Source organism: Amycolatopsis nigrescens CSC17Ta-90 (genome assembly GCF_000384315.1).
Taxonomy (GTDB): Bacteria; Actinomycetota; Actinomycetes; order Mycobacteriales; family Pseudonocardiaceae; genus Amycolatopsis; species Amycolatopsis nigrescens.
The window spans coordinates 2021080-2034222 of the sequence record NZ_ARVW01000001.1; the positions used below are offsets into that span (position 1 = coordinate 2021080).

The 13143-nt window shown below is 69.9% G+C and carries 13 protein-coding genes; 4 read left to right on the forward strand and 9 right to left on the reverse strand.

Going from position 1 to position 13143, the window contains the following annotated elements; translation table 11 throughout:
• Nucleotides 1-44: 44 nt before the first annotated feature.
• Nucleotides 45-878 carry a helix-turn-helix domain-containing protein gene (locus tag AMYNI_RS0109215; protein WP_020667718.1) on the reverse strand — a complete coding sequence of 278 codons (834 nt, stop codon included), beginning with the start codon at nt 876-878 and terminating at the stop codon, nt 45-47.
• 112 nt (nt 879-990) lie between these two features.
• Here AMYNI_RS0109215 and AMYNI_RS0109220 point away from each other — a divergent pair, with 112 nt between their 5' ends.
• Nucleotides 991-2214: an MFS transporter gene (locus AMYNI_RS0109220; protein ID WP_020667719.1), complete on the forward strand. Its 1224-nt coding sequence runs from the start codon at nt 991-993 to the stop codon at nt 2212-2214.
• Here the strand turns inward: AMYNI_RS0109220 and AMYNI_RS0109225 are convergent, their stop codons facing one another.
• Nucleotides 2215-2790 (reverse strand): helix-turn-helix domain-containing protein, encoded by a 576-nt coding sequence (locus tag AMYNI_RS0109225; protein WP_020667720.1) that lies wholly within the window; start codon nt 2788-2790, stop codon nt 2215-2217.
• Between the two features lie 87 nt (nt 2791-2877).
• Here AMYNI_RS0109225 and AMYNI_RS0109230 point away from each other — a divergent pair, with 87 nt between their 5' ends.
• From AMYNI_RS0109230 to AMYNI_RS0109240, 3 genes are read left to right on the forward strand one after another with little or no spacing between them, the layout of a single operon-like run.
• Nucleotides 2878-3504, forward strand: coding sequence for a class I SAM-dependent methyltransferase (locus AMYNI_RS0109230; protein WP_020667721.1), 627 nt, complete (start codon nt 2878-2880; stop codon nt 3502-3504).
• A gap of 24 nt (nt 3505-3528) precedes the next feature.
• Nucleotides 3529-4026, forward strand: coding sequence for a DinB family protein (locus AMYNI_RS0109235; protein WP_020667722.1), 498 nt, complete (start codon nt 3529-3531; stop codon nt 4024-4026).
• Between the two features lie 30 nt (nt 4027-4056).
• Nucleotides 4057-5070 (forward strand): alpha/beta fold hydrolase, encoded by a 1014-nt coding sequence (locus tag AMYNI_RS0109240; RefSeq protein ID WP_026360225.1) that lies wholly within the window; start codon nt 4057-4059, stop codon nt 5068-5070.
• Nucleotides 5071-5074: 4 nt separating this feature from the next.
• Here AMYNI_RS0109240 and AMYNI_RS48030 read toward each other — a convergent pair whose 3' ends face one another.
• From AMYNI_RS48030 to AMYNI_RS0109280, 7 genes are all read right to left on the reverse strand, one after another.
• Nucleotides 5075-6229, reverse strand: a complete 1155-nt coding sequence (locus tag AMYNI_RS48030; protein WP_020667724.1) for a GyrI-like domain-containing protein — start codon at nt 6227-6229, stop codon at nt 5075-5077.
• A gap of 27 nt (nt 6230-6256) precedes the next feature.
• On the reverse strand, nt 6257-7264 hold the full coding sequence (locus AMYNI_RS44180; protein WP_020667725.1) for a dimethylarginine dimethylaminohydrolase family protein: 1008 nt from the start codon (nt 7262-7264) through the stop codon (nt 6257-6259).
• 35 nt (nt 7265-7299) lie between these two features.
• The gene (locus tag AMYNI_RS0109255) at nt 7300-7887 is read right to left on the reverse strand and encodes a class F sortase (protein ID WP_211225476.1); all 588 of its coding nucleotides are present in this window, start codon (nt 7885-7887) and stop codon (nt 7300-7302) included.
• Between the two features lie 4 nt (nt 7888-7891).
• Nucleotides 7892-8572, reverse strand: a complete 681-nt coding sequence (locus AMYNI_RS0109260) for a hypothetical protein (RefSeq protein ID WP_020667727.1) — start codon at nt 8570-8572, stop codon at nt 7892-7894.
• A 202-nt stretch (nt 8573-8774) separates the two neighbouring features.
• Nucleotides 8775-11084, reverse strand: a complete 2310-nt coding sequence (locus AMYNI_RS44185) for an ATP-binding protein (protein WP_020667728.1) — start codon at nt 11082-11084, stop codon at nt 8775-8777.
• 275 nt (nt 11085-11359) lie between these two features.
• Nucleotides 11360-11974: a response regulator gene (locus AMYNI_RS0109275; RefSeq protein ID WP_020667729.1), complete on the reverse strand. Its 615-nt coding sequence runs from the start codon at nt 11972-11974 to the stop codon at nt 11360-11362.
• Nucleotides 11895-13079, reverse strand: a complete 1185-nt coding sequence (locus AMYNI_RS0109280; RefSeq protein ID WP_020667730.1) for a sensor histidine kinase — start codon at nt 13077-13079, stop codon at nt 11895-11897. The genes AMYNI_RS0109275 and AMYNI_RS0109280 overlap by 80 nt, the downstream gene beginning before the upstream one ends.
• Nucleotides 13080-13143 lie beyond the last annotated feature (64 nt).

Sequence of the window (13143 nt, forward strand, 5' to 3'; positions counted from 1 at the left end):
CCTATGGTCGCTCACTTGCCGACACACGGGAAGGCAGGACGTCGCTACGAAATCGATCGGAGCCGGCCGTGGGGCTGGTGCAGTTGGTCGAGGGCCTTGGCCGTTTGTTCGTCCGCGGGCAGGAAAACGACGAGCTGCTGGGCGTCCGCGGGAAATTCGAGCGTCTCGCGGAGGAACTGAAGCTCTTGCCCTGTCGGGTGGTTGAGCCGGAGAGTTCCCCGTCGCGGCACCAGATGGCGGTTCAGGCGGCGGGTGAAGTCGGGGCCGGCGATGGGGGTGAGCTCAGCGGTGAGCCATTCGACGTTCTCAATGGACGGTGCGAGCCACAGGTCGAAGGCCAGCTCGTCCGCGACGTCGTCCCAATCGGTGAAGAACGTCCGGGCGCGGGGGTCGGTGAAGACGTAGCGGGTGAGGTTCGGCGAGGCCGCGTCGAGCAGGCCGGTTCCGCCGGTGACCGACTCGTAGCCGCTGGTGCGGGCGAGGACGTCGCCGAGCCGGTTGGCCACGATGGCGATACCCGGTTCGAGGAGCCGGAGTGTCTCCAGGACCGACGGCCGCACCTGCCGGGACGGTGGGGTTGGCCGGAGGTGAGCGGCGCATTCGCCGCGGGTGATCTTCGCGAGGTAGCTCAGGTGGTTGCGCTCCGAGGGGACGAGGCCGAGCGCGTCGGCGAGCGCCTTGATCACCGCCGTCGACGGATTGCGGTCACGGCCCTGCTCGATGCGGGTCAGGTACTCGACGCTGATGCCGGCCCGCGCGGCGAGGTCCAGCCGGCGCAGGCCCGGTGACCGGCGGCGGCCGCGGTCCGGCAGGCCGAGGGATTCCGGCTGGATGCTGTCGCGTTTGGCCCGGATGAAATCCCCCAACGGCTTGCCCACGCCACGAGCGTACGACGCCGCCCGCTGATCGCGCACTGCTCAGGGTGGCCGCGCGGGGGCCACCCTCGGCACGGCCTGGTTGTCGCCACGGCGCGGCTCGATCGTGGTGGGCATGAACAGGCAGAAGCTGCTCTCACCGGACGCGAAGCCGCCGAAGTCGCCGAAGTCGCCGAAACCGCGGTCCGGTCAGGCGTTGCTGGTGTGGGGGCTGCTGGTGGTGGCGGCGAACCTGCGGGCGAGCCTGACCGGCGTCGGGCCGTTGCTGGATCGCGTGCAGGCCGAACTGGGGCTGGCTCCGGCGGTGGCGGGCCTGGTGAACGCGCTGCCGCTGCTGGCGTTCGCGGTGCTGTCCCCGCTGGTTCCGCGGCTGGCCTCGCGGTGGGGACCCGAGCGGCTCCTCGGCGGTGCGCTCGTGGTGCTGACGCTGGGGATCGCGGTCCGGTGGGTACCGGCGGCGATCGCCCTGTTCGCCGGAACCGTGCTGATCGGGGCCGGCATCGCCGTGGGCAACGTGCTGCTGCCGAGCCTGATCAAGCGCGATTTCCCCGCCAGGGTTGGGCTGCTGACCAGCGCCTACGCCACCGTGATGGGCGGTGTCGCCGCGGTCGCCTCCGGGGTGGCGGTGCCGATCAGCCAGGTCGCCCCCGGCGGCTGGTCCACCGCGCTGGGCTGCTGGATCGTGCTCGCGCTGGTGGCCGTCGTGCTGTGGCTCCCGCGGATGCGGGCTTCGCGGCCGGCGGCGGAGGCGGTTCGCGGACACCGGTTGCCGTGGGGATCGGCGCTGGCGTGGGCGGTCACGGCCTTCATGGGACTGCAGTCGCTGGGCTTCTACGTCGTCGTGACCTGGCTGCCCCAGGTGTTCCAGGACAGTGGCGTGAGTGCGGCCGCGGCGGGCTGGCTGCTGTTCGGATTCCAGGCGGTCGCGGTGTTGACCAGCCTGGCGGTGCCCGCCGTGCTGCGGCGGGCGCGCGACCAGCGCGCGCTGGCGACGGCGTGTTCGGTGGTGATGCTCGCCGGCTACCTCGGGCTCTTGCTGGCGCCGGGATGGGCGTTGCTGTGGAGTGTCGTCCTCGGTCTTGGCGGCGGAGCCTGCCTGGTGCTCGCGTTGGCGTTCCTAAGCCTGCGCGCCGAGGACGCGACCGCGGCGGGCGCGTTGTCCGCGATGGCGCAGTCGGTCGGTTACCTGCTGGCCGCGGTTGGACCGGTGATCTTCGGGCTGCTGCACACCGCCAGTTCCGGTTGGTCCGCACCGATCATCCTGCTCTGCGTGGCCGCGGCCGGACAGGCGGTCGTCGCGACGGTGGCCGGCCGGGGCACGGTGCGGCCAGCGGGTTGATCACTGGTGCGCGCGCACGTGCGCGCGCACCCCTTGCAGGCCGAACAGGATGAGCAGCTCGACCACCCCGCCGTCCGCGCTGCCCAGCCAGTGCGGCATGGACGTGTCGAACTCGGCCGCCTCACCGGGCGGCAAAATCAGGTCGCGCTCGCCGACCACCAGCCGCAGGCGGCCGTTGAGCACGTAAAGCCATTCGAAGCCTTCGTGCGTCTGCGGAGTCGGTTCGAGCGGTTCTCCACGGGCGGGAATGATCATCTTGAACGCCTGGGTACCGCCCGGTCGCCTGGACAGCGGAATGAAGACCATGCCGAACCGCCGGATCGGCTTCAGGTGGATCCGGGGATCGCCCGTGCGCGGGGCGCCGACGAGATCGTCCAGCGGAACGTCGTAGGTACGGGCCAGCGGCAGCAGCAGCTCCAAGGTCGCGCGGCGCTGACCGCTCTCCAGCCGGGACAGGGTGCTCTCCGACACCCCGGTCGTCGCCGCGAGGTCGGCGAGGGTGATGCCGCGGTCGCGACGCAGCGCGCGCAGCCGCGGCCCCACCACGTCGAGCACGTCTTCCGTTTCGTGGTCCACGACGCCACCTTGCCATAACCGCAAGATTCCGTGCCAAAGCGCGGTGAGCCTGGCGAAACTGAGCGCATCCCGACTGAAGGAGCCTCGATGAGCACCACCGATGCGGTCACGTTCTGGGACGGCGTCTACGCGGCCCGGCCGGCGGCCACCGACCCGCGGCCGAACGACCGTCTCACCGAGACGGTCACGGACCTGCCGCCAGGGCGCGTGCTCGACCTCGGCTGCGGCGACGGCGGCGACGCGCTGTGGCTCGCCCGCCGAGGATGGCACGTCACCGCGATCGATATCTCGGCCGTGGCGGTCGAGCGGCTCGCCGGCCTCGCCCGCGCCCGCGACGTTGGCGACCTGGTCACCACCGAACGGCACGACCTGCACGAGTCCTTCCCGCCGGGCGAGTTCGACCTGATCTGCGCCCACTACCTGCACACGTCCTTCGACCTGGACCGGACGACCGTCCTGCGCACGGCCGCGCACGCGCTGCGCCGTGGCGGGCTGCTGCTGGTCGTCGAGCACGGCTCGACCGCGCCGTGGTCGTGGAACCAGGATCCCGACGTCCGCTACCAGACCCCGCGGGAACTCGCCGCGGAGATCGAGCTGGACCCGGCGAAGTGGACGGTCGAGCGGGCCGACGCGCCCCGCCGGATCGCGACCGGCCCCGGCGGGCGCATCGCCGAGGTCACCGACCACGTCCTGCTCATCCGCCGCACCGCCTGACCTGCTGCCAAGAAGGAGAAACCCATGCCCACCACCACCTTCCGCCGCAAGCGCCGCGCCGACACCCCGCCACCCCGTACTGGCAGCAGCGAAACCGAAGTCCTGCGCGGCTTCCTCGACTACCTCCGGGCCTCGATCGCCGCGAAGGTCGACGGCGCCCCCGAACCGCAGGCCCGGACGGCCGGGGTGCCCTCGGGCACGAACCTGCTCGGCCTGCTCAACCACCTGACCTTCGTCGAGTGCTCGATGTTCCTCGGGGACGAGGTCACCGACTGGCAGGCGACGTTCCAGGCCGCACCCGCGGACAGCGTGGCCGAGGTCGTCGCCCGCTACCGGGAGGCGGTCGAGCGGGCGAACGAAGTTCTCGACGGCTGCACCGACCTCGGCGCACCGCTCCCCCGGCCGGGACGCCCCGCGCCCAGCGTCCGCTGGGCACTCACGCACCTGATCGAAGAGACCGGCCGCCACGCCGGCCACGCGGACATCCTCCGCGAGCTGATCGACGGCGCTACCGGTCGCTGACTCCAAAACCCTTCTCCAGGACAGGAAAACATGAACACCGCAGCACGACCGTCCCGTCGATCCGCGCGCACGGTGACTACCGCCGCGCTCGCCATCCTGCTCACGATCTCCACCGCGGCCTGCTCCACACCGGCCGCCGAGGTGCCCCCGTACGCCGCCGCCACCCAGGGCGACCCGGCGTTCGAGAAGACCTTCCGGCACGAGTTCGCCGACGTCGACGGCGTCCGCATGCACTACGTGAAAGGCGGCAGCGGCACGCCGGTGGTGCTGATCCACGGCTGGCCGCAGACCTGGTACGGCTGGTGGCCGATCATGCCGGCGCTCGCCGAGCAGCACACCGTCTACGCCATCGACCTGCCCGGCCTTGGCGACGGCACCGGTTCGCCGAACGGCTACGACAAAGCCACCCTCGCGCGGTACGTGCACACCCTGATCGCCGACAAGCTCGGAGTGCGGGATGCCCGCGTCATCGGGCACGACTTCGGCGCCGCGGTAGCGTTCCAGTACGCCGCCCAGTTCCCCGCCGACACCACGCGCCTCGGCTACCTGGACCTACCGCTCCCCGGGCCCGCGATCGACGCGTCCACTTACCGCTCGCTGAGCTGGCACATCGCCTTCCACGCCCAGCGCCGAGTGCCCGAGACGGTGGTCAGCGACGACGTCCGCGACTACCTGGCGCTGTTCTACCCCCAGGTCTCGTTCGGCGGGACGGCGTTCGGTGGCACCTCGGACCGGTCCCCGTTCACCGACGCCGAGATCGACGAGTTCGCACGGACCTACCAGCGGCCCGAGGCACTGTCGGGCGGCTTCGAGCTCTACCGCGCCCTCGACAAGGACGTCCGCGACGCGGTGGCGGCGGCACCGACCAGTGTGCCGACCCTGCTCATGACCGCGCAGGGGCAGCTCGACGCGATCCGCGCCACCGCGGCCCCGCGCCTGACAAACATCGTGCGCGCGGTGGATGTACCGAACGCGGGGCACTGGCTCGTCGAAGAGAACCCCCAGTTCGTCACCGGGGAGTTGCTGCGCTTCCTGGACGGATGACCCGCTACCCGGGCTTGACCGGCTGCCTCAAGATCGTTTTCAGCTTGGCTGGTGCCGTCCGGCGTGCGTCGCTGAGGTAGATCTCGTGATGGTCACCGTTGAAGGTGAGCCCGTTCTCGGGGAGATAGTGGTTGTGCAGGCGGTCCAGGGTGGGAGTTTCGTCGTCGTAGGAGCCGAGGTGCAGGATCTGGACGCAGGTCCCTTCGACGAGGGTGTGCAGCCGGACGTCTACGAGCGCGGGGTTCTCCTTCTTCTTGGAGACTCCGGCGACCGCATCCAGGACCATGTCTTCGTTGATCCAGTCCGGCTGGCCGATCATCATGGTCCATTCCCAGGTTTCCTTGCGCCGCGCGACGAACACGGTCGGGTCGGCCGCTCGCCACAGTCCCTCCAACGGGCCGACCACGAAGTCTCGCCCGAGGTTCTTCTTGCTGGCGAACTTCAGCGAGTACGCCACCCCGTACAGGGCTTCGATCGCGTTGGCGTAGGCGGCGGAGGTGTTCGGATCACCCCGGCCATCGACCGCGATGTACCGGAACTCGGGCACCTCGACGACGGTGAACTCCTTCGACGGCGGCGAATAGAGCTCTCGATGGGCTTTTTTGACGTCGTACTTGTCCATCGCGGTCTCCGTGCTGAGTGTGTCCAATGTGGTCTCGGTCCACCCGATATCGGCCTCGAGCATGGCCTCGCTGTAGTCGAAGATCGCGATGGCGGAGGCGGGCAGGGGTTCCTGCCCGGAGCGGGTCAGCCGGACTTCCGCGAGCTGTTCTCGCAACGCTTCCAGCCGCCGGGTCAGCCCGGTCGCCACGTCCGCGTCCGGCAGGCCCTGGCTGTTGGCCATCCCGATCAGCACGCGTGCGCGCATCGGTGTCAACGTCGTCAGCGCGTCACGCGTGGCTGCGGCGCACAGCTCACGGCCCAGCGCCGTGACCCGGAAGGTGGCGCGCGACTTCCCAGGCGAGGCAGCGCCGGCCGCTTCGATCAGGCCGCGCTTGGCCAGTTTGTCGAGCACGTAGTAGATGGAGGAGAAGCCGAGCGCGGTCCAGGCGCGCACGCCCCGCTCCTCGATGACCCGTTCCAGCTCGTACCCGTGGCGCGGCCGCTCGGCGAGCAGCCCGAGCACCGTCAACTCCCCATCGGTCAGCGCCGAAGCCATCTCACTATTCTAGCACTAGAATAGTGCTCAGTTCGCCGGCATCCGGCTTCTGACCAGTGGCACGGTCGCGCACCGCACTCCTCCGCCGAACTCGGAGACCAGGTCGAAGCCGAATCCGCTGACGACCTCGGCTCGGTGCTGCCGCAACTCGTCGATCAGCCTGCCGTGCTCCTGCGGGATGACCACCGTGTTCGGTGCCAGGCAGACGGTGTTGCAGCCCATGGCATGGGCCTCTTCGGCAGTGGCGTCGATGAGGTCCCAGCCGGCGAGCACGTCCGGCACCCGCCCGGCCAGCCCGTCGCGGTGGCAGATCGCCAGGCCGGGACGTACCACCGCGAGCACGCAGTCCAGGTGCAGCCAGCACTCGGCCAGCGGGACTTCGTGCACGCGGTAGCCGGCCGGACCCAACAGCCGGTCCAGCCACTCGATCCCGGCCCGGTTGCTGGCGAGCCCGGAGTTGCCGACCAGCACATCCGTCCCCAGCACGAACACGTCCCCGCCCTCGAGGAACGGCCCGGCACCATCGGGAATGACCGGATCGGGTGAAGCCGGCGCGGGATGCGGCACCGCGACGTAACTCGCCCCGGGGTCCCCGGCCAGCCGCTCGGCGAGCAAGTCGCGGTAGGCGAAGATCTCCTTGCGCCGCGACGGCATCATCAACGAGGTCTCGATCACCCGATTCCCGATGACCAGCAACGGGTCACGCGCGAACATCGGATCCCCGCCGGCCACCACGAACCCGGCCTCGAACTCGGTCAGCCGCCGGGGCCGGTGCACGCGTACGCCGTGCGCGGCATAGAGCGCGGCCAAAGTGTCCAGCTGGCGGCCAATCGCCTCGATCCGCTCCTGCCCCTCAATCTCCCGCAACGACCATCCGGCCGACTCCTCGGTCAGCCGCACCAGTTCCGCGGGCAGGTACTTCCGCAGCGAGTACGACACCGGCGCCAGCACCGCGTCCGGATCGAAGATCCCGACACACACCTCGCGGAGCCTGCCGAACTCGTCCGCGACGTCGATCGGCGCGGTCATGGTCATTACGGTTCCTCCAATCCGGTCCGGCGACCCCGGAACTACCCGGCGAGGCCGGCGTACACGACGATGTTGTCCCGATAGCTGCGCGCGGTCTTGTCGAAGGTTCCGCCGCAGGTGATCAGGCGCAACTCCGGCTCCGCCGTGCCACCGAAAACGTCCGGCGGCAACTGGTCCTTCTCCACCTGGACGGTGTGGGTGACCGTGAACCGCTGGCGGGTGCCGTCGCCCTTGGTCACGACGACCTCGTCGCCTTCCTTCAGCTCCCGCAGCCGGTGGAAGATCCCTGGGCGGTGGTTGCCGTCGACGTGCCCGACGATCACCGCGGGCCCCGGCTCGCCCGGCACCTGGCTGTGCCGGTACCAGGCGGCCTGCAGTGGCTGGTCGACCGGCGGGATCTCCATCGATCCGTCGGGATTGAACCCGACCTGGGTCAGGGAGGATTCCGCGCCGATCTTCGGGATCTGGACGGCCGCGGGTGGTTCGACGACCTCCACGGCGGACGGGACCGGTGGCACGGCCGCGGGCGGGGCACCGGCTTGCGCCCCGCACCCGGCCGGCAGGAGAACAGCCACCAGCAGGGTGGCCGCGGCCAGGCCACGACCACCCCGCACACGCTGACGTTCCACTCCGTCAGCCCAGCACCAACGCACCGCCGCCGGTTTCGATCTTGCCCTTGGGCTTGATCGCGGCCTGCGGCTTCTTCGCCTTCGCCTGCTGTGCGGCCACGGTCTTGCCGTGCTTGACCTTCGCGGCCCCCTCGACCACGGAGATCGACCAGCTCAGCGTCTGGTCACCACACTTACCGGTGATGGCGTAGCGGCCCGGCGACGCGTCGGTCCGCACGGTGGCCTTGGCCAGCCAGATGTCCTTGTCCGCGGTCAACGAGCCGAACGTCAGCACCGGCGAGCTGAAGCCGGTCGGCTTGCCGGCCGAGCAATACGCCGCGATCCGGTAGTTGCCGCCCTTGCGGACCGTGCTCGTGATCGCGTCACCGGCGTCCAGGTCACCGAGGAAGACGGCGCCCGCGGCCTTGTCTGGTTCAACCCCGGGCTTCGACGGCTCGGGCGTCCCCGTTTCCTTGGGCTTGCCCGACTCCGTGGGCTTCGTTGAATCAGTGGGCTTCGGTGTGCCCGTCGGATTCGACGTGTCCGTCGGCTTCGGTGCATCGGTGGGCTTGGCCGGCGCCGACGGGGTGGAAGTGGTCGCCGGCGAATCAGTGGCAGGCTCCGCAAACGCGGCCGGCGTGGCCAGTGCCAGTACGGCGGCGCCGACCAGGGCGCCACGGGAAACGAGCCAGAAAGGCTTGGTCACAATTTTTCCTTCAACAGTCAATACCGCAAGCGGAAACAAATTGCGCGCGCGTCACCGCCGCGACCTGCCACTGCGTCGGCGGTGTCGGGGACATACAAGGCAATGGCCAGGCGGGAAACAGCCTTGATGGAGTCGAGGCCAGCGCGGCGGTGACGCGCACACCTTTACTATCTCCGGCGTACCGCCCGTGCACCAGTGTTGATTAGTGGACAGTTCCAGGAAACACCGGCGCGGGCCGTGGCGAGCCCGCTATGCCGAGCCGTTCACGCATATCGACGACACGCGGATCATCAATGGTCGTGTAGAAGTCCAGCGCGTTCTGCCATTCCGCTCTGGCGGCTTCGACCTTGCCGAGCTCGTGCAGGATGTCACCACGGCGGACGTGCGAATCAGCCACGCCCCACCGGTCGTCGGCCTCGCGGCGCACCCGCAGGGACAGGTCGAGGTAGTGCAGGGCTCGTTCCCGTTCGCCTCGCGCCCGGTGCACTTCGGCGAGTTTCGCCAGTTTCCGGCCCTGCCCGTAACGGTTGTGCAGCTTCACGCACGCCCGCAGCGCGCGCTGGGTGGTCCTGATCGCGGTGTCGGACTGGCCGGTCTGCCGGTACACATCGCCCATCGTCGCCAGCGTGGCGGCCTCACCGTCCTGCTCGCCGAGCCGGTCGAACAGGGCAAGCGCCTGCTCCGCGTACTCGCGGGCCCGCGTGTTCTGGTTCCGTTCACAGCTCAAGCAGGCCAGGCCGTAGAACGCCCACGCCTGGCCATGAGGGTCGCCGACCTCGGTGGCGACCGCCAGCGCCTGCTCGAACTCGGTCTCGCTGAGATCGAAGTCCCGGCGCCAGAAGTGGAAGGCCGCCAGGTTGGCATACACCCAGCCTTCCGCACGCCGGTCCCCTGCGGCCCGTGCCGCCCGCAACGCGACCTCGTCCACGGCCAGCCAGGTGGACCACGCCTTGCGGAACAGGAAGTAGTCGTACAGCAGGACCGCGAGTTTCCAAGCGAGTTCCGGCATGCCGTGCTCGACGGCCTGCTGGATAACCGGCACGACGTTGTACATTTCGGACTCACACCACCGAAGCGCCGTCGCGGCGTCCTCGAAGAACACCTCGGGATCCGCCCCCTCGAGCAGGTCGAAGAGCGTCGGCAACGGGGCACGGTAGGGCGCGATCTGCAGTGCGGCGGCCGCGGCCGAGCGCACGTACCACTCGGTGAGCCCGCACACCACCTGGCGACGGTCGGTATCGGAATCCTCGGCACGAGCGCGTTCAGCGGCGTAGAGCCGGAGAAGGTCGTGCAGCCGGTAGCGGCCATCCCCCAGTGACTCCAGCAGATGCACGTCGGCCAGCGCCTCGATCAGCCGGCGAGCCTGACCCTGCGGCACCCCGGCCAGTGCGGCGGCCGCGGCGACGCCGAACTGGGGGCCAGGGTGCGAGCTCAGGACTCGGAACATGCGGGCGGACTCGTCGTCCAGCGCCCGGTAGGACCAGGAGAACACCCCGCGCACCGCAGTGGCATCGTCGATGGCCAGCAGGTCCAGACCTGTGGTGGCCAGCTGGTCGACCACTTCGGCCACCCCGCCCGGCGGCCGGGAGAGCACCCGTTCCGCGGCGATCCGCAAGGCCAGCGGCAGATGCGCGCAATGCCGAGCCAGTGCCCGCACCGCCTCCGGCTCCTCGTTCACCCGTTCCGGGCCGATCACGTTGCGCAGCAGCGCGAAAGACTCCTCCGGCGGCATCGAGCGCACGGTGACCCGCCGGGTGTGCACCCGCACACCGAGACCAGGCAGCGGACTGCGACTCGTCACCACCACCACGCACCCCGCCGACCCCGGCAGCAACGGCTCGAGCTGGGCCACCTGGGCCGCGTTGTCCAGCACGACCAGCACGCGCCGGCCGGCCAGCAGCGACCGGTACAGCCCCGCGCGCCTGCCGAGCCCGGAGGGGATGCGGTCCGCGGGCATGCCCAACGTGGACAGGAACTCCTCAAGCACCTCGTCGGCACCCAGCGGACACTGAGCGCCGCTGTAACCGCGCAGGTTCGCGTAGAGCTGCCCATCCGGGAACAAGGCGGCGACCTCGTGCGCCCAGCGCAACGCCAGTGTGGTCTTACCCGCCCCCGGAGGACCGTCGATGGTCACCACCAGGGGCGCTCCCACCTGCTCCGGAGCCGACAGCGCCGCGTGCAACGCGCGCAGCTGCTCCGACCGCCCCGAGAAACCGGCCGTGACCGCCGGCAGCTGCGCCGGCAACACGGTCGTCTCCAGGTCCGCCACCGCCAATGCCGCGAGCTTGCCCCCGGCCTCCAGCACCTCGTCGCACCGCCGGGCCAGGTCCGCCGAGGGCGGTGCGCCGTTCTTCACCTTGCTCAGCCAGCTCGGCGTGTAACCCACCAGTTCGGCCAGCTTCCGCCAGGACAGGCCACGCCGTGTCAGCAGCCTCGCCAGCTCCCTGCTGAATGCCGTACTTCCAGGCCGCTGAACCGAACCCTCGGCCATCACGCCCGCGAACCCGGACACACGACCCGGATCACTGACAAGAAATGTCCATCCCGCTCGACCGGGAAGATCACCATCGATATTCCTGACTCTGGTAAAAGAACGGCACCCGTCGCCGGACTGCGCTCAACTGAGCGACTTGAGCCGCACGACATTCGGCACGATAGCTACGAGCTCCACGATAAAAGAAACCCCGATGCGCAGCCACACCTTTCACCTCGCACGGGTGAGAGCTAGCTCAAACCTGACTCGTACTTGTAGCACGCAAATAGATCCAGTAATAACGAATAGCGCGGTCAGAGCCAGCCCGCTTCCTTGGCGAGGCGGACGGCTTCGACCCTGTTGCGGGCACCGAGCTTGTGCAGGATGCGGGTCATGTGGTTGCGGGCGGTGCCGATGGCCATGTGCAGCTCGCGGGCGATGTCCTTGGCGGTGTCCCCGGCGGCGACCCGGCACAGCACGGCCTGTTCGCGCTCGGTCAGCGGGTTTTGGCCACCGTGCATCGCGGTGGCCAGCAGGGCGGGCGAGATCACCAGGTCACCGGATTCCACCCGCCGGATCGCGTCGATCAGCGCGTCGACGGAGACCCCCTTGGGCAGGAAGCCCCGCACGCCCGCGTCCAGCGCCTCCCGCACCACGCCCGGACGGTCCAGTGCGCTGAGCACGAGCACCCGGATTCCCGCGGCCACCGCGCCGATCTGCCGTGCCAGGGTCAGTCCGTCGACGCCGGGCAGGTCGATGTCCAGTACCACCAGGTCCGGTTCGCGGTCCCGGATCAGCGCGAGCACCTGGTCGCCCCGTTCGGCCTCGCCGACGACGTCGATGTCGTCCTCAAGAACCAGCAACGCGATCAAGGCGTCGCGCAGCACTCGCATGTCCTCGGCCACCACGACCTTGATCGGCGCCGTCATCGTCTTCTCCGATCGGTATCTCCACCATCAGCCGGAACCGCCCGCCGGCGGCCGGCCCGAACCGCACTGCGCCGCCGAGCCGGCCGGCCCGGTCGGTGATCCCGATGAGTCCGTTGCCCGGCTGCCCTTGGTGCCGGCGGACACCGTCGTTCTCGATCATCAGCCGGAACCTGCCGTTCCGGATCTCGGTCTGCAGCAGGCAGCGCCGTGCCTTGCTGTGCTTGAGCACGTTCGTGATGCCCTCGCGCAGCGCCCACCCGGCCACCCTGGCGGTCCGCTCGTCCGGGATCGCTCCCACTTGCGCGCCGCACCGCACGCCCGCGGACTCCAGCAGGGCCGTCCCGGTCGTCAGCTCGTCCTCGAACACCGGCTGCCACGCACCGCGGGCGACCAGTCGGACGTCGTCCAGGGTCTGCTCGGTCAGTTCCTGCACCACCTGGATCTCGGTGGCCGCCCTGCCGGGGCTGGCCGCCATCAGCCGTGCCGCGAGCTCCGCCCGCAGGCCGATCGCGGTGAGCGCCTGGCCGAGCGTGTCGTGCAGGTCCCGCGACACCCGCGCGCGTTCCTGCACCACCGCGAACCCGGCCAGCTGGTCCTGGGCCCGCCGCAGGGCGACGGCCATCTCGGCCATCCGGACCACCGCGTAGATCACCGCGCCCACCAGCAGGTTGTGCAGCAACAACCCGAGCATCGCCGGCCACGGCGACGCCCAGCTGCTGGCCACCACGCTCCCGGTAATGACGGCACCGAACAGTGGCCACGACCACGGCTCGCGCACCGTGACCAGCATCGTGCACCCGAACAGCAGCGTCAGGATGGTCGTGTTCGCGTGCCACTCCCCGAAGATGACGAAGCCGAGCTGCACCGCCAGCACCGGCAACGTCCACCGCCACGCGGGCAGCCCCCGGCGCAGCCGCCGCAGCGTCGACCAGATCAGGATCGCCAGCGGGGCCACCAGCAACGGCAAAATGTGCCCGACCGGCTCCAGCCGCTCGGCCAGTGCGGGCGACGCGTGCCGCAGTGAGAACCGCCACGCCAGCAGGCTCAGCGGAAAACCGATCTCGACGACGGCCACGAAATACCCAGACCGCTCGATGGTCCGCAAAGCCGCCCCTCCTGAATGTTCCTGCCCCGGTAACAAAAGACCGGCGCCGGGTACGGCACTTACG